Below are 16326 nucleotides of genomic sequence, written 5' to 3'. Positions count from 1 at the left end.
GTGCCTGGAGGCATATGACGATGAATACGCAAACGGCGAGCAACGACCTGCGCGAACGCGTGATCGACGCGCTGCGTTCGGTGTTCGATCCGGAGATACCGGTGAACATCTACGACTTGGGACTCGTGTATCAGCTGGACGTGGACGCGGAAACGGGTCGCGTGACGATCCGCATGACGCTGACCGCGCCGGGCTGCCCGGTCGCGCAAACCTTCCCTGGCACGGTCGAAGAATACGTGAACGAGGTTGAAGGCGTGAGCGCGACGAACGTGGAGCTGGTCTGGGACCCGCCGTGGACGAGAGCGCGTATGTCCGAAGCGGCGCTGCTGCAACTGGGGATGCTCTGACATGGCCGACTGGGTGGACGTGGCGCCATACGCCGGGTTTCAACCGGGTGCCGTGCTCAGCGTCGATGTGGAGGGTACGCCGGTCGCCGTATTCAATCTCGACGGGACCTGTTATGCCATCGAGGACACCTGTCCGCACGATGGCGGCGTGCTCACGGGCGGCGACGTGGAGGGCGACGAGGTGATTTGCCCGCGCCATGGCGCCCGCTTTTGCATCAAGACGGGGAAGGTCCTCGCGCCGCCCGCGTATGAGGACGTTGCGGTGTTCGCGGTGCGCGTGGAAGCGGGCATGGTGCAGGTGCGCGATACGCGCTGGGACGAGGGCTTTTCCTGAGCGCGGAAGCCATGCCGGCGCCTCACGCGCAGTTGTCAGCGGCATAATGGGTGCGCGGATTGGAGGAGCGGTGGCTTGTACCGCTCGCGCCAGTCTCTGCGCTTTGCATGCGTTGCAACTATCGAGAGGCATCCATGAAGGCACTGTTCCATCTCGCGGCGGCGGCCGCGGCAGGCACGCTCGTGATGTTCTATCTGGACCCGGTTTCCGGCTCGCGTCGCCGCGCGAAGCTGCGCACCCCGCCGTTTTCGCGCCGTGGCGGCCGTGCGAACGTACACGGCCATGCGGCTGAGTTAGGCGTAGACGGCGAACTGGCGGGCCCGGGCGGCGGCATTGGCACCGCGCCGTGAGCGCGTCAGGGCGAGCGGCTTGCGCAAGGGCGGCGGTGAAATGGAAACCCATCGCAGAAGGAGTCCGCCATGTCCGCTCTTTTACCCGACCTGAATCATCGCGTTGCACTCGTGACCGGCGGCTCGCGCGGCATCGGACGCGCCATTGCCGTGGCGTTGGCTTCGGCTGGCGCGGCGGTTGGCGTGAATTACCGGCAGCGCGCTGACGAAGCGGACCAGGTTGTCGCGCAGATCGAAAGCGCCGGGGGCCGCGCGCTCGCGGTGCGCGCCGACGTGTCGGTCGCAAGCGAGGTCGCCGGCATGATCGGCGAGATCGAGCGTCGCCTCGGCGCGGTCGATGTGCTCGTGAACAACGCCGGCACGGGTACGTTCAGCGACATCGAGTCGCTTACGGAAGCCGAATTCGACCACACGCTCGCTGTCAATCTCAAGTCGGCGTTTCTCTGCACACAGGCGGTGCTACCCGGCATGCGCGCGCGTCGCTGGGGCCGCATTGTCAATCTCTCGTCGGTCGCCGCGCGCGGCGCAGGTGCCGTCGGCGTTCACTACAACGCTTCGAAAGCGGGCCTCGAAGGCTTGACGCGAGGCTACGCCTCGCGCGTGGCGCGAGAGGGCGTGACCGTTAACGCCGTGGCGCCAGGGCCCATCGACACGGAAATGGCCGCGCCGCTGAAAGCCGCGAACGTCGCCGAGCGGCTGCCCGTTGGCCGCCTCGGTGAAGCGGATGAGGTCGCACAGGTCGTGTTGATGGTGGTCGGCAACGGCTTCGTCACGGGGCAAACCATTGCCGTCAACGGCGGCGTCAGTTTCATCTAGGCGCGTGTTCATTTTCGGGCCGCCGCGTCGCGGCCCGGTTAATCTAGTTCACCTTGTTTGCTAACCAGTGCGTTAGCGCGCTGCGCAATCTTCATTCCTGAATCCAGGGCCGGCTCTATCGATTCAGTGCCTTCAGTGCCAATTGAATGACGATTCAGCGCCAAACTTTCCAATTGAAAATATTTCGTAAGGAGTCTGACGCCGAGCATTCATACCCCGATGCTCTAATCCTCATGCCGTGTAGCCTCCGCATTCAGCTGGCATGAGCGCCACGATGCGAGCTGCATAACGCCTTCACCCGGCTTCACGGTGATCCCGACAATACGAAACCAACCAGGAGCCGAAAATGCAATGGCGTCACGTCGCAGTTGGTTCGCTCACAGCCGCAGCATTCGCATCGACAGTTGCGTGGAGTGCTGGTGACGATCACGACAAGAATCATCCGGAACACAATCACACTGCCACCCCGATCAAGCACGTGGTCGTGATTTATGGTGAGAACGTTTCGTTCGACCATTACTTCGCAACCTATCCGCATGCGACCAACCCGTCCGGCGAGCCTGCATTCAGGGCGCAATCCGGCACGCCCGAAGTGAACGGTCTTTCTGGCACGCTGCTGACGAAGAACCCGAACTTCACGAATGCGGCCAATGGCACGGGCGCGGCCAATCCGTTCCGTCTGGATCGCACGCAGGCGGCCACGGCCGACCAGAACCACGCTTATACGGCCGAGCAACAGGCGTACGACGACGGCCGCGCCGACCTCTTCCCGTTGTACACGGGTAACGGCACGAGCGGCGGCGCCGGCGCGTTCGGCACGAAGGGCCAGGTGATGGGCTATTACGACGGCAACACCGTCACGGCGCTGTGGAACTACGCGCAGCACTTCGCGATGAGCGACAACGCCTATACGTCGACCTACGGTCCGTCGACGCCCGGCGCGCTCGAAGTGGTCTCGGGGCAGACCAACGGCATGAAGGTTGTGCTCACAACGAAGAAGCCTTCGACCGCCGGTTCGTACTATGTGAACGACGGGCAGAACGGCTTTACGATGATCAACGATGTCGATCCGGCCTACGATCTCTGTTCGAGCGCGACCGACACGGCGCAGATGACCGGCAAGAATATCGGCGACCTGCTGAACGCGCGTAATGTCTCGTGGGGCGGCTTCATGGGCGGCTTCAACCTAGCGACGACGAACAGCAACGGCACGACCGGCTGCAAGCGCAGCACGCTCTCGCCGGTGGTCGGCGCGGCGACGGCCGACTATATTCCGCACCACAACTGGTTCCAGTACTACGCAACGACTTCGAACCCGCAGCATCTGCGTCCGGGCTCGCTCGCCGCGATCGGCCACACCGTGGGCAAGAACGGCAACCCCGACCCGGCGAATCACCAGTACGATACCGACGACTTCTTCGCTGCCGTGAAGGCGGGCAATTTCCCGTCGGTGAGCTTCCTGAAGGCCCCGGCCTACCAGGATGGCCACGCGGGTTATTCGGATCCGCTCGACGAGCAGGCGTTCGTCACGAAGGTCGTGAACTTCCTGCAGCAGCAGAACGACTGGGAAGATACGGCCGTGATCGTGGCATGGGATGACTCGGACGGCTGGTACGACCATGCCTACGCGCAGCCCACCAGCGCTTCGTACGACAGCGTTGCCGACCAGTTGACCGCGGCCGGCATCTGCGGCACGGGTTCGGCGCCGGCCGGTTTGAACGGCAAGCCCGTGAACGGCCGCTGTGGTCCGGGCACGCGCATTCCGTTCGTCGTGATCTCGCCGTGGGCGCGCGAGAACTACGTCGACCATACGCTGATCGACCAGTCTTCCGTGGTGCGTTTCATCGAAGACAACTGGCTTGACGGTCAGCGCATCGGTGGCGGTTCGTTCGATGCGACGGCAGGCAGCATCATGGGCATGTTCGACTTCGACCGCCGCGGCCGCGGCCACGAAGATCGCAAGCTGTACCTCGACCCGACGACGGGCGTGGCGCTCGACAAGGCACCGAGAGTCTGAGCGTTGAGGATCGCTGATCGTTTTTGATCGGCAAAAAGAAGCGCGCCCCTGCCAGATTCGTCAAGCAGGGGCGCGCTGTGTTTTTCAGCAGCCGATCATGCGGGGTGGGAAGCGTGCCCGGGATCGCCTGTTCCGCGCGCGTCGTCGTATTCGCGCGAAATATCCTTGTTCGTGTAATCGCCCATGCGCCAGGCGGCGAGCAGACTGATCACCGCGCACACGGCGATATAGATCGCAATGGCATAGCCCGTGCGGTAGAACGCGAAGAGCGCCGTTGCGATCAGCGGCGCTGGGCCGCCCGCAATCACGGAAGCCAGCTGATAACCGAGTGAGGCGCCGCTGTACCGCAGCCGCCCCGTGAACGATTCGGCGATGAACGCTGCCTGCGGGCCGTAGAGCATGGCGTGCGGCACCAGCGAAAGCACTACGGCCGCGAAAATCAAAGCCGTATTTTTCGTGTCCAGCATGCCGAAGTAGATAAAGCCGAAGATGCCCGCGGCCACCGCGCCGATCATGTACATGCGCTTGCGTCCGATCAGGTCGGACACGTGCCCAAAGAACGGAATGGTCACGAACTGCAGCACAGCGGCCGCTAGAACCGCGGTGAGCATGAGGTCACGCGAAACGTGCAGCGTCTTCACGCCATACGTGAAGACGAAGGCCGTGTAGATGTAGAACGGCGCCTGTTCGGCCATGCGCGCCAAGGCCGAGAGGAGAATGTCCTTGGGCTGGCGGCGAATGACTTCGAGCATCGGCGTTTTCTCGATTTTGTTCTCGGCGAGGAGCTTCGCGAAGATCGGCGTTTCAAGAATGCTCAGCCGGATATAGAGGCCGATCGCGACGAGCACGATGCTCAGCAGGAACGGCACCCGCCATCCCCACGTCATGAAGGCGTCTCCGGAGAACGTGCTGACGGCGAGCACCACGAGATTGGCGATAAAGAGTCCCGCCGGTACGCCGAATTGCGGCCAGGAAGCGACGAAGCCGCGGTGCGAATTGGTGCGCGCCCATTCCATCGACATCAGGACCGAGCCGCCCCATTCGCCGCCCACGCCCACGCCCTGAATGAAGCGCAGCACCGTGAGCAGAACGGCGCCCCAGATGCCGATCGAGGCATAGGTCGGAACAAAGGCCACGGCGAAGGTGGCGAGCCCCATGAGCAGCAGCGTGACGATCAGCGTGGCTTTGCGGCCGACGCGATCGCCGTAGTGGCCGAATATGGCCGCGCCGACTGGCCGGGCGATGAAGCCCACGGCATAGATGAGAAAGGCCTGCAGGGTGCCGACGAGCGGGTCGGATTCAGGAAAGTACAGCTTCGCGAAGACAAGCCCGGTGACGATACTGTAGAGGAAAAAGTCGTACCATTCGATCGTCGTGCCGATGGTGCTGGCAATCACCGCGCGGCGCAACTGGCGACGGGCGTCTTCGTCCGAAAGGAGCGTGGCTCCCGGTTGATCGGCATTCATTTCGCACCCCCAAGGCAAGGGCGATATGGCCAATGCGAAACGCATGGCCAGGGCTCCCGGTGGTGCGCAAAAAGCGTGCCCCAATCTGCCGGGATGTTAGCTTCGCTGGATCGGGTGGAAGTGATACGTCCCTCGCTATCGCTCCATCCTGATCGGCATGGGTGAGACGGTTGTTATACAAGTCGATGGTATATCACGTTGTGATGCAGTGTGTGGTATTTTCAATCAATTCGCCATGCGGCAGTGCATCACGCACGACGGGGACGCGATGACTCCACAGCTAACCTCGCAGGCCCTCAGCCCTTCGGAGTATATTGCGCGGCACCTGCAGAATTTCGCCTCCTCAGGGCGGGGCTTCGATTTGCGAACGTTCGACGATGCATGTACGCAATCGCGCTGAAGCGGCGCGGCTGATTGTTACATGACGGTATTCGCGTGTTGCGCGCCGAACTGCAGCGCCGCGAGCTGCGCATAAAGCGGCGAACTCTGCAGCAGGTCCGCATGCCGGCCTTGCGCCACGATGCGGCCCTGGTCCATGACGACAATGCGGTCGGCTTGCTGCACGGTGGCGAGACGATGCGCGATGACGAGCGTCGTGCGGTTTTGCGCAGCGTTGTCCAACGCCGTTTGCACGAGCCGTTCGCTCGCGGCGTCGAGCGCGCTGGTGGCCTCGTCGAGCAGCAGAATGGGCGGATTTTTGAGGATCGCGCGCGCGATGGCAATACGCTGCCGCTGCCCGCCTGAAAGGCGCACGCCGCGCTCGCCGAGGAACGTGTCGTAGCCTTGCGGCAGTTCGTCGATAAAGCCGGCCGCCGCCGCCATGGCGGCGGCGCGCTGGACGGCTTCGAGCGTGGCGTCGGGCGAACCGTAGCGAATGTTGTCGAGCACGCTGCCCGAAAAGATCACTGACTCCTGCAGCACGACGCCGATCGCCTGGCGCAACGCCGCGAGCGATACCTGTTGCGTCGGGACGCCGTTGATGCTGAGGCTCCCCGATTGCGGGTCGTAAAAGCGCAGCAGCAATTGAAAGAGCGTGGTTTTGCCTGCGCCCGACGGACCGACCAGCGCGACATGCTCGCCCGGGTGCACGTCGAGCGAGAAGGCGTCGAGCGCGGCAATGCCGGGGCGCGAAGGGTAGGAGAAGCCAACGTTGTCGAACCGGATGCCCGCGCCGTGAGCCGGCAGCGGTACGGTCGCCGCCGCCTGCGCCACGGGCGAGCGCGCGGCGAGCAGTTGCAGCAGCCGTTCGGTGGCGCCCGCGGCCCGTTGCAGATCGCCCCACACTTCGGCAACGGCGCCCACGGCGCCGGCCGTGAACACCGCGTAGAGAATGAACTGGGAGAGCTGGCCGGCGCTCATCTGCCCCGCCAATACTGCCTGCGCGCCGAGCCAGAGCACGAATACGATGGCGGCGAACACGAACACGATCACCACGGCCGTCAACCCGGCGCGCGCCCGAATGCGTGTGAGCGCCGTTTCGAAGGCCGCTTCCACGGCGCCGCCAAAGCGCTTTGCCTCGAACGATTCCTGGGCATACGACTGCACCGTGGGCATGGCGTTGAGCACTTCGCCCGCCAAAGCGCTTGCGCTCGCCACCTTGTCCTGGCTCGCGCGCGAAAGCCGCCGCACGCGCCGCCCGAAGATGACGATAGGTGCGACCACAACGACCAGTGTGGCGATGATGTAGCCGGACAGCACCGGGCTCGTCGCGACGAGCATCGCCACGCCGCCGACCGTGAGGAGCAGGTTGCGCAGGCCCAGTGAGAGGCTGGTGCCCACCACGGTCTGGATCAGTGTCGTGTCGGTGGTCAGACGCGAGAGCACTTCGCCCGTTTGCGTCGTCTCGAAGAACTGCGGGCTCATGCGTATCACGTGGTCGTACACGGCGCGCCGCAAGTCGGCCGTCACCCGCTCGCCGAGCCACGAGACCCAGTAGAAGCGCAGCGCTGTCGCCGCGGCGAGGATCAGCGAAACCACGAAGAGCGCGATGAAATAGCGGTCGATATGCGTGCGATCTCCGCTGGCGAAGCCACGGTCGATCAGGTACTTGAACGCCACCGGCAGCGCGAGCGTCGCGCCCGCCGAGGTCAGGAGCGCGAGGAAGGCAAGCGCCCAGCGCCCCGCATAGGGGCGCAGGAAGGGCAAAAGGGCGAAGAGGGGCGCGACGCGTGACGGGCGGGCGGCGACATCGGGCATGGAGCTTCCTGGCGGATCGACAATGAAGGGATTGTGCCAGCCTGTGGCAGGACGAGGCTGGCCCTGGCTTACTGCGCGGGCGGCGTGGCTCCATTGCGCACCTGCTCGCGCTCTTCGGGCGTCATCTGCTGCCACTGTTGCCACTGGTGCCAGTGCATGCGTCGGCGGCAGCCGCCATGCCCGCGGAATCCGCCGAACAGGATCCGGCACAGCACCAGCAGGCCGATCGCACGTGGATAGTCGATGGCATGCGCATTGGCCACGAGCGCCGGTGCGATCCAGTTCCACAGGCCCATGACGATCCCGCCCAGCACGGCGATGACCGCAATCATCAGCAGCGCCTTGGCAAACATTTTGCGACGAAACTTCATTCCAGTCTCCTTCGGTTCAAATCTCGAGGTCGTCCCATGACGCGCGCAAACGTTCGCGCAGATGCAGCACCGCATAACGTTTGCGCGCCAGCAGCGTGTTCACGCCTACCCCGCTCGCGGCGGCCAGCTCCTTGAAACTGCGCCCGTCCAGTTCGTGCGCGATGAACACCTCGCGCTGGCTGACGGGCAACTCGTCGAGCGCGGCGCGCAGTGCGTCGAGCATCGCTGCGCGCTCGTAAGCGGCCTCGGGACCGGCGTCGGGCGAGGGCAGCGCGAGGTCGAGGCGGTACTCGCCTTCGTCCTCTTGCGGCTCGATGAGCGACACTTCCCTGCGTTTGCGAAACCGGTCGACGATGCGATTTCGCGCCACGCGAAAGAGCCACGCGCCAACCTGCTCGATGGGGTCCGGCAGCCGCCACGCCTGGACCAGTTCCTCGAACACGTCCTGAAGAATGTCCTCGGCTTCGTCCGGGTCGATCACGCGGCGGCGGATGAAATTGCGCAGCCTCGGGCGCTCGCGGGCGACGGTGTCGGCGATTTCGCGGTCCTGCGTACTCAGCGGGCTCGGGGTGGGCGGCGGTTCCATACCCGTGTAGACGATCCGGAACGAGAAATATTGTGACGCGTAATCTCCGGTTTTATGTGGCATGAATATTTCGCTAAACAAGGCCGGAGATAGCGGCATTTTTATTGACATCAGTCACTATATTTCGGTCACAATGCAGGCGTCGAACAAAACTAATGAATTCACACGCTATCGGTCATGCACCTTCACGAGCCTGGCAGCGGTACTGCGTCAAAAACTCTGGAACTCCTCGCGGACCCTGGGCAGCTGCCCCTGGAAACACCGCTGCCATTGGCGGTGTTTCACCATGACGGAACGATGCTGCTGCCGCAAGGCGGCATGCTGAACGGCGAGCAGCGCGACTTCCTCTTCGCGCACTTCCAGCCTTATCGCAACACAGCGGAGGTGGCGAATCTCGCGAATGCGCAAGACAGCCTGGCCGAGCGTGGCGAGCGTGGCAAAGGGCCGTTGACGCTGGACGACATGAATCTCGCCATTGGCGCGCTGCTAGGCATACGCAGCCAGGCGGGCACGGGGCGCGAGATGCTGCCGTGCCGGCTGATCGGTTTCCGTCCGGGCGGCGCGATGTTCGTCACGCCACCCGCCGCGTCCAAGCCCGCGTGGGAGCCGTTCCAGGGCGAACAGGTCGAGATCGTTGCGATCGCAACACAAGCCGTGTTCTGGCTCGTCTGCACCGTCGAGGCGGTCTGCACGCATCCGTTCCGCTATCTCGTGCTCTCCGAGCCGGGCACGATTCGCCGGCTGCGCGAACGCCGGGCCGTGCGCGTGCGCACGCAACTCGCAGTGCGCTATGGCGTGGACCTGACGGGCTCGGAACTGGACCGGCTCGGCATTGGCTGCGATATCAGCGTGCTGGGCATGTCGCTCGCCGCCGGGCGCAAGATCGGCGAGGTTGGCGAGCGCATTTGCGTGGTGTTTCCCATCGAAGCGGGTAACGTGGGGGCGACGTTCCAGGCCGTCGCCGTGATCCGCAATCTGCGCGCCGATACCCCACAGGCAGGACTCACCTTGCACGGACTCGAATTCGACGCGCTTTCTCCCGAGAGCCAGGTCGCCCTCAAGACGTTCGTGTTCGACAGGCAGGACGCCGTGTCTTACTGGGCCGGCATGCCGACCTGAACACGGGCCGCGTGATGGCGCTTAATTTCGCTTACTGCGCTTTGCCGCTGCGACGGACTTTTTGGCGGCCGCCGCGGTAGCCGTGGTTTTCGCGGCGGTTTTGGTGGTGGACGCGGCGGCGGGCGCGGCAGTGGACGGCGCGGCGGCGAGTGTGTAGCCCTGCGCTTTCGCTGTCATGTGCTCGGCGATCAATTCGGTCTGAAACCGGTTGATCGTGTCGGGGTCCGTAAAGATGGTCTGCGTGTTGTTTTGCGCCAGGTAGCCCGGGCCTCCCGGCGCGCCCTTGATCACGAACGTGCCCTCGCCAGACGCCGACCAGTTCACCGATCCTTCGGCGCCCACCTTGCCGTCGGCCACGAATCCCTTGGTATGACTGATTTGATGGGTCGCCGATTCGCCGATCGCGAAGAACGTGTTGAATCTGGCCGGGTCCCGCGCGATGTCGGATTCGAGTAGCTTTTTTTCATGCACGCCGCCCGCCTGGCTTTTGTCGAGCGTGATCATCATGGTGATGGTCGGGTCGAGCGCCTGTTGCATGAGGATTTCGTTGAGTTCTTCGTCGTCGAATCCGAACATGTTCATGTAAAGGGAAACGCTGGCGCGGGAAAGGACGTACTTCAGAATGTTGTGAACGTCGTCGCGCCCTACGTAGAAGAGATGGAAGTCCTTGCTGGCCGTGCTCGAGTAGCTTTTCTCGCGGGTGTATTGCTGCAGTTCGAGCAGATCGAAGGTCTGCAGGGTTTGCGTGACATCGGATATGACGTTGCTCGCGCTCACGTTCTCTGCCATTTCAGGTCTCCTCGTTTGGGTCAGTGCGATGCCCGGTTAGTCGAACTCGAAGGCATGGGTGTGAACGCGCAATTCGCGTCTTTGTGCGCCGGATCTCTGCAGCAGGCCAGCAGGGCCTCGACCGACGCAACGTTTGCCTTGTCCCATTGCTCGTTGCTCATCGCGTTGTCGGTCGGCATCCAGTGGTTCAGTGGATAACTGGAGGCAAGCTGGTCGCCTCCTGGCGCGTTCCGCTTGCCCACTGAAAGCCCGAGATAAGCCGTACAGCTCTGCTCGCTGCCGATGCGGTGGCAGCCAACGCAGGTGTTGCCGGGTGTGCTCATCGTCATGAGGTGATACGACGAGAAAGCCTGCCCGATGCTCGAATACTTCCCCCATGGGTCGGTGGGCACCTTGTCCCACACCTGCCCGATATACGGGCTGAAGATAAAGGGTCCCGCGTCGTGGCATTTTAGACAGGTGGGGTTGTCCGCAGTGCTGGAGGCGACCATGGCGGGTGTCGCCCAGAATTCGACTGCGGAGGGCTGTCCCGATGGCGGCTTTCTCTCGTTTGGCGGCGGCACGCGGGTCGCAACGATGCCGCTACTTGCGGGCACGTCAGCTTGCGATTGCGGCAATGGCGGCGGCTTCGACGCGAACCAGCAGGTCTTGCCGTTGCCTGAGTGATGCATCACGACGACTACGAGGTCATAGAACTGACTCTTGTCTTCGCGCAGCACATCGCGACGACAGTACGCGGAAATTTGCGTGTTGCCGCGCGATAGATTCAGGATTTTTGAAAATGGAACGCATTGACCTTTTGCTTCGGCGCGTGGGCTCAGCAATGAAGGCTTGTCGCATCGCGTCGGCGACTCATTTGGCCCAGGCGGTTTCCCATCGATCGTAATGGGAATATCGGTTCCGTCATTGCAGTTGAACGGCGGGATTTCGCCAATTTCTCTCACGCATTGATCGGCATATTCGAGCAAGGTCTGTTCATGGGTAAAGGCAGCAAGCGGCACGGCGAAGAGGAAGCACAAAGCGAACAGGCGGGCGCGGAGAGACATGGTCATTCCCCGCTTTTCATCTGCATTAGCGCGACTTTGCGAATCGCTTCGCGATACTTCACGTAGCCCGTGCAGCGGCACAGATTTCCCCCCACCCAGGTGTCGATTTCCGCGTCGAGCTGGTCTGCGCTGATACGGTACGCCTTCACATGTTCGAGCATGGCGGTCGCCGCCATCAGAAAGCCAGGCGTGCAGTAGCCGCACTGAAACGCGAAAGACTCGAGAAAAGTCTGCTGCAGCGGCGAAAGCCTGTTGCCGTCCGCGAGGCTCTCCACGGTATAGACATGTTGTTTCGCGACCGCGCTCACGGGTGTGACACACGCCAGGGTCTTTTCCATCAACGCGTCGCGGCTGCTGCGCAGGCCCACGGTGCACGCACGGCACGCACCGATGCCGCAGCACACCTTGGTCCCCGTCAGGTCCATTCGCTCGTGAAGATATTCGGCGAGGCTCATGTCGGTATCGGCGGCCGGTACGGTGACGGCGCGTCCGTTCACGTGAATCTTGATGTCGGCTTCGCTCACTTCAGGGCCTCGCGTATCTTGTCGGGCGTGACGGGGGTTTCCCGGAAGCGATGCCCGGTTGCCATGGCCAGCGCGTTCAGCAGCGCCGGCGCAATGGGGCACATTACGGCCTCGCCGATGCCGCGCGCGCTGTGATGGTCTCCATCCGGCGGCGGCAGCGCGATCAGTTCCTGCCGCGGGACATCGGTCATACGCGTGATGAGGTAGCGGTCGAGATTCCACGTGCCGTTGCCGGGGCCGTGATTGCCCAGCGGACACGATTCGCTCAGCACATTGCTCATCGCCATGGCCACCGCGCCTTGCGACTGGCCTTGCACGATCTCGGGGCAAATCAGGCGGCCGGCGCTGAGCGTCGTGACGACATGTTCGACCTTCACGTGCCCGCTTTCGGGGCTCACGGCCACCGCGACGAGCGCTGCCGAAGGCGCATAGTTCGTGCGCCCGTAATTGAACGTATCGAGTGGCGGCAGCAACGCGCCGTGAGGCAAGCCCTTTAGATTGTGCGTATCGGGGCCAACGGCGATGTAGTCACAGTCCATCTCGACGGCGCCCGACGCGAACGTGTACCGGCTTCTCCAGAATCCGCCGGCATAGGTGACATGGGCGGCGGCCACGGTAGGCAACTGCTGGCGGTTGATCTCGTCGAGCAACGCGGGCCAGCTGATTGCCGGGTGACCGGCGGCAGTCAGCTTGCCATTTGTCCACTTGAGGTCATGCCGCTCGACGTGCGGGCTATTCCATATTGCGCGTGCGGCAGGCAGCACGCTTTGCAGCATCAACACCATCGCGGCGCGGTCTACGGCCTGAAAGTGATGGAACGCACCGAGGCAGGCGCTCGAAGAACCAAAGGGGGCCGAGATCGCTTTGCTTCGGGGATTGCCCAGGATGCCCAGCTTCGAGTATTTGAAATCCGATATCTGAAACGCGTCGATTTCGTTCATGGTGATTTTCTGCGCGTTCTGTCCGAGGCATGCGGCAGGCGCGAGGGCCAACGTGGTCGCCGCGCCATTGCCCATGTCCGTGTAATGGGTGAGCACATGCAGGCCCGCGTTCGGCTGAATCTGCACCATCGCGAATACGGCGTCTTTGCCGGTACCGTAGGCCTGATTCGACATGGCGAGCCCAACGCCATATCGCAACCCGAGCGCGCGGCGCTGTGCGCGCACGCTTTCCCTGTTGCGCCATAACTCGTGCGCTTCGAGCCGGTTCAGCAGGTCGGCGAGTTGCAGATCGAACAGAATGGGTGCGCCAGTGAGCGTTTTGCCGTGCTGCTTGCTCAGCAGGTTGGTGTGCCGGATGTCGAATGGACTTTTGTGCAGCGCCTGGGCGGCCTCGTCCATGAGCGTTTCGATGGCGAGATAAGCCTGGGGACCGCCGAAGCCGCGCTGGGAGCCGCCGAACAACGCGGGTGTATAACTCACGAAGCTTTGCGCCATGGCGCGCGGAATGTCGTAGCAGCTCATCGCGCTCATGGCGGCAAGGTCGCCAACGGGGCCTGTGAGATTTTCCTTGGCGCCGCCATTGAAGCTGAAGGAACTGACGAGCGCCTGGAGCCTGCCGCTATCGTCGAGCCAGATGGACTCCGTGAAATCCGTTTCCGCGCGTTTCAAACCGACCTGAAACTGCTCAGGGCGCGACTGCTGCCAGCGCAACGCCCCCTTCGCGAAGGGCGCGGCAAGCGCGAGATAAACGGGAAAATACGATTCGTCGCGGCCGCCGAATCCGCCGCCCGGGTAGCAGCTGATCACGTGAACGTGCTTGACATTGATATTGCTGTCCTTGAACACCTTACATGCGGATATGCAGTCGCCGCGCGGCGATTGTGTGCCGAGCACCAGGTTCAGACAACCGGAATCCGCCTGAAACCACGCGAGTCCCGACTCCGGTTCCATGAAGACGGGATCGATTGCGGGCGTTTTGAAGGCGCCATCGAACTGGTGCCAGGCCTTGCTGTCGACCTTGGCGCTGGCCAGACTGAGAATGCCTTTACTTATGCTGTTGCATTTGGTGGTGAATGTCTGATCGGCGTGGCCGCTGCTCTGGAGGTTCGAAAACGACCTGGCGTCGTCGCGCACATAAAGCTTGGATGCGAACGGATACAAGGTGGTCGTGGTGCTTTTCGGCACCGTTGCTCCGTAACGGATCACCGACTCGTTGAAATCGAGCAGTTTCTTTGCGCGGCGATACGTATCGAAATCTTCGAAGATCAACAAGGCGACGGGCTGGCCGTAGCAATTGGCGGGTTTGCCCTTCTGCGCGAAAAGATAGATATCTTCGCTAGCGACCGGATCTTTCTCGGCAGCCAGATAGATGCGATTGTCGTTCAACGTCTGGTTGGATACCACGGCGATCGGGCGAAGATCGTGCGGCAATACGCTCAGGTCGAAGTCTTCGAAATTCTTGTCGACGCAATTGCATCTCAGGGCGTATAGCCAGTTTTCTTCTTTCGGCCAGCCGTCGAAGTCGCGCGCCTTGTAATCGCGCGCGTAGATCTTCGCGCCCGTGACCTTGCTCACGCCCTCGATGCGCCAGCGCGCCTTGCCAGGCTCCGGCGCCCAGTCGGGGGCGCCGTTCGGTGCCTGTGGTGCGGAATGGGCGCTCGTCGCGGCGAGTGCGGCTGGGCTGGCGGCCGTGAACGCGGTGATGGAGCTGACCGACATCGTGACCGCGCCGCTCCCCATGGCCTTGAGGAATGTCCGGCGAGTAATCGGAACATCGCAAGCCATGTGCGTCTCCAGGCGAGACCCGCAGCGTAATCTGCGTTATTTCATGTCGCGCGCTACGCGAAATCCATTGGCTTCGTAGCGAACGCTGCTGTCGTATTTGAAGCGCGTGGCGGCGAGCATATAGCCCGCGCCGTCGCGCCACGATCCGCCGCGGATCACGCGCGCCTGGCAGTTGGGCTCGTCCCACGAGTGGCCATCGTTCGGCGCGTTCTTGTACGAGTTGTGCCAGCAGTCGCTGACCCATTCCCAAACGCCGCCGGCCATGTCGTAGAAGCCAAACGCATTGGCGGGAAAAGAGCCGACGTCGTCGGGCGCCTCGACGTGCCAGGGCGGCCCACAGTCCTTGCAGTTCGCCGTGCCCTTGCGCATGTCGTTGCCCCACCAGTAGCGCGTTTCGGTGCCGGCGCGCGCGGCATATTCCCATTCCGCTTCCGTCGGCAGGCGATAGGGCTTGCCGCTCACCTTCGAAAGCCATTTCACGTACTGCTGCGCGTCGTCCCAGCTCAGGTCGCGCACGGGGGCGTTCGGCGAGGCGTTGTTCTCGTTCGACAGGCGCGGGCAGGCGCTCGCGGCGACGCACGCGTTCCACTGCGCCACCGTCACCGCATATTTCGCGAGCGCATAGCTATGGCTGATCGTCACGCGGTGCGCGGGCCGCTCCGAGGCGTCGTCGGTGTCGATGCCCATGGTGAAGTTGCCGGGGGTCACCGCAACCAGCACCGGGCAAGATGGGCAGTCCTGAATGTCGTGCGGACCCGGCTTCGAAATAGCCGGGTTGCCCTTCGCCGCAACTGCCGCCGCGGCCGCAGCCGTTGCCGCGGCGGGCGGTGCGGAGGCGGGCGCTGCCCTGGTCTGCGCGGCTGGCGGCGCGGCGGGGGGCGGCGGTGTCTTCGCCTGAGGCGCTGGCGCGGGTACCGGTGTGGGCGCGGCGGACGCTGCAGCCGGTTTCGATGCCTCCGCACGCAAACGCGTCAGGCGAGCCTGCGCGAGCGGAGCGAAGCGTCCATTCGGATAGGCCTTGAGATACGCCTCGTAGTCGCTGGCGTATTGACTGTCCTTGATCGAATTCCAGAACGTGATTTCGTATTCCTGGGAGGTGTCTTTCGGCATCAGGCCGACTCGCACGATCGCGACGCCATAGCGTTGCCGCGCTGCGCTGGCCTCGGCGACCCGCTCAAGCGCGGCGTGGGCGCTTGCGTATCCACCAGGGTCTTGCGGCTCGAGACGCGGCTGCTCGCGTGCCGGAGTCGAGCGGTTATGCGCTACCGGCGCAGCCGAGCGTAGCGTCGAGGTCAGGCCTAGCGAGATCAAGAGGCACACAGGCAACACTAGCCGCCACATGTTCGTTCTCCCTATCAGGTGCCAACCCGGGTGCATACCCAGGCATCATCGCCTTTCAATGCCGACGGTGCGCTACCCCGCGGCAGTCGCCGGCCGTGCTCGCGCGAAACGCGGGCCGCCGCCGGCACAGGCACTGCCTGCGCACAACTACAAAATAGCACGCACGCCGGGCGATGCAGTAACTGGGTGGCACCCGCGCGCGCCGCGCCGATTTATCTCTATCCGCTTGAATCCGTCCTAAGCTGTAGAACACGCACCGAACTCGAAAGCCGCGCGCCGTCTGCCGAACGAGGAGCAT

At 63.4% G+C, this 16326-nt stretch carries 15 protein-coding genes; 6 read left to right on the top strand and 9 right to left on the bottom strand.

Going from position 1 to position 16326, the window contains the following annotated elements; all coding sequences use genetic code 11:
* The first annotated feature begins 20 nt into the window (after window positions 1-20).
* From M3A49_RS21340 to M3A49_RS21320, 5 genes are all read left to right on the top strand, one after another.
* A complete protein-coding gene (locus M3A49_RS21340) occupies window positions 21-347 on the top strand; it encodes an SUF system Fe-S cluster assembly protein (protein WP_245623644.1) in 327 nt (108 codons plus the stop codon).
* A 1-nt stretch (window position 348) separates the two neighbouring features.
* Window positions 349-681 carry a non-heme iron oxygenase ferredoxin subunit gene (locus tag M3A49_RS21335; RefSeq protein WP_028204281.1) on the top strand — a complete coding sequence of 111 codons (333 nt, stop codon included), beginning with the start codon at window positions 349-351 and terminating at the stop codon, window positions 679-681.
* 134 nt (window positions 682-815) lie between these two features.
* Window positions 816-1031, top strand: a complete 216-nt coding sequence (locus tag M3A49_RS21330) for a hypothetical protein (RefSeq protein WP_266230719.1) — start codon at window positions 816-818, stop codon at window positions 1029-1031.
* 69 nt (window positions 1032-1100) lie between these two features.
* Window positions 1101-1847 carry an SDR family NAD(P)-dependent oxidoreductase gene (locus tag M3A49_RS21325; protein WP_266230718.1) on the top strand — a complete coding sequence of 249 codons (747 nt, stop codon included), beginning with the start codon at window positions 1101-1103 and terminating at the stop codon, window positions 1845-1847.
* Window positions 1848-2193: 346 nt separating this feature from the next.
* The gene (locus M3A49_RS21320) at window positions 2194-3864 is read left to right on the top strand and encodes an alkaline phosphatase family protein (protein ID WP_266230717.1); all 1671 of its coding nucleotides are present in this window, start codon (window positions 2194-2196) and stop codon (window positions 3862-3864) included.
* A 95-nt stretch (window positions 3865-3959) separates the two neighbouring features.
* Here the strand turns inward: M3A49_RS21320 and M3A49_RS21315 are convergent, their stop codons facing one another.
* The 4 genes from M3A49_RS21315 to M3A49_RS21300 form a co-directional block, all read right to left on the bottom strand.
* Complete coding sequence (locus M3A49_RS21315) at window positions 3960-5330, bottom strand: MFS transporter (RefSeq protein ID WP_266230716.1); 1371 nt, start codon at window positions 5328-5330, stop codon at window positions 3960-3962.
* 417 nt (window positions 5331-5747) lie between these two features.
* Window positions 5748-7526, bottom strand: coding sequence for an ABC transporter transmembrane domain-containing protein (locus M3A49_RS21310; RefSeq protein ID WP_266230715.1), 1779 nt, complete (start codon window positions 7524-7526; stop codon window positions 5748-5750).
* Between the two features lie 68 nt (window positions 7527-7594).
* Entirely contained in the window at window positions 7595-7897 is a 303-nt protein-coding gene (locus tag M3A49_RS21305) for a hypothetical protein (RefSeq protein ID WP_254357280.1), read from the bottom strand.
* Window positions 7898-7913: 16 nt separating this feature from the next.
* Complete coding sequence (locus M3A49_RS21300; RefSeq protein WP_266230852.1) at window positions 7914-8483, bottom strand: RNA polymerase sigma factor; 570 nt, start codon at window positions 8481-8483, stop codon at window positions 7914-7916.
* Window positions 8484-8780: 297 nt separating this feature from the next.
* Between M3A49_RS21300 and M3A49_RS21295 the strand changes: the two genes are divergently transcribed.
* Window positions 8781-9602: a flagellar brake protein gene (locus tag M3A49_RS21295; protein WP_266230714.1), complete on the top strand. Its 822-nt coding sequence runs from the start codon at window positions 8781-8783 to the stop codon at window positions 9600-9602.
* Between the two features lie 21 nt (window positions 9603-9623).
* On the opposite strand, the gene M3A49_RS21290 is transcribed toward M3A49_RS21295, so the two are convergent.
* From M3A49_RS21290 to M3A49_RS21270, 5 genes are read right to left on the bottom strand one after another with little or no spacing between them, the layout of a single operon-like run.
* A complete protein-coding gene (locus M3A49_RS21290; protein WP_266230713.1) occupies window positions 9624-10391 on the bottom strand; it encodes a hypothetical protein in 768 nt (255 codons plus the stop codon).
* Between the two features lie 20 nt (window positions 10392-10411).
* The gene (locus tag M3A49_RS21285; RefSeq protein WP_266230712.1) at window positions 10412-11443 is read right to left on the bottom strand and encodes a hypothetical protein; all 1032 of its coding nucleotides are present in this window, start codon (window positions 11441-11443) and stop codon (window positions 10412-10414) included.
* Window positions 11440-11961 carry a (2Fe-2S)-binding protein gene (locus M3A49_RS21280; protein WP_266230711.1) on the bottom strand — a complete coding sequence of 174 codons (522 nt, stop codon included), beginning with the start codon at window positions 11959-11961 and terminating at the stop codon, window positions 11440-11442. The genes M3A49_RS21285 and M3A49_RS21280 overlap by 4 nt, the downstream gene beginning before the upstream one ends.
* Window positions 11958-14687, bottom strand: a complete 2730-nt coding sequence (locus tag M3A49_RS21275; protein WP_266230710.1) for a xanthine dehydrogenase family protein molybdopterin-binding subunit — start codon at window positions 14685-14687, stop codon at window positions 11958-11960. Before M3A49_RS21275 ends, M3A49_RS21280 begins: the two co-directional genes overlap by 4 nt.
* 36 nt (window positions 14688-14723) lie before the next feature.
* Window positions 14724-16028 carry a formylglycine-generating enzyme family protein gene (locus M3A49_RS21270; protein ID WP_416338989.1) on the bottom strand — a complete coding sequence of 435 codons (1305 nt, stop codon included), beginning with the start codon at window positions 16026-16028 and terminating at the stop codon, window positions 14724-14726.
* Window positions 16029-16326 lie beyond the last annotated feature (298 nt).

The organism is Paraburkholderia sp. CNPSo 3076 (genome assembly GCF_026343935.1).
Lineage (GTDB): Bacteria > Pseudomonadota > Gammaproteobacteria > Burkholderiales > Burkholderiaceae > Paraburkholderia > Paraburkholderia nodosa.
The sequence above is the reverse complement of the archived record's forward strand: the minus strand, read 5'-3'. Positions and strand labels throughout refer to the sequence as shown.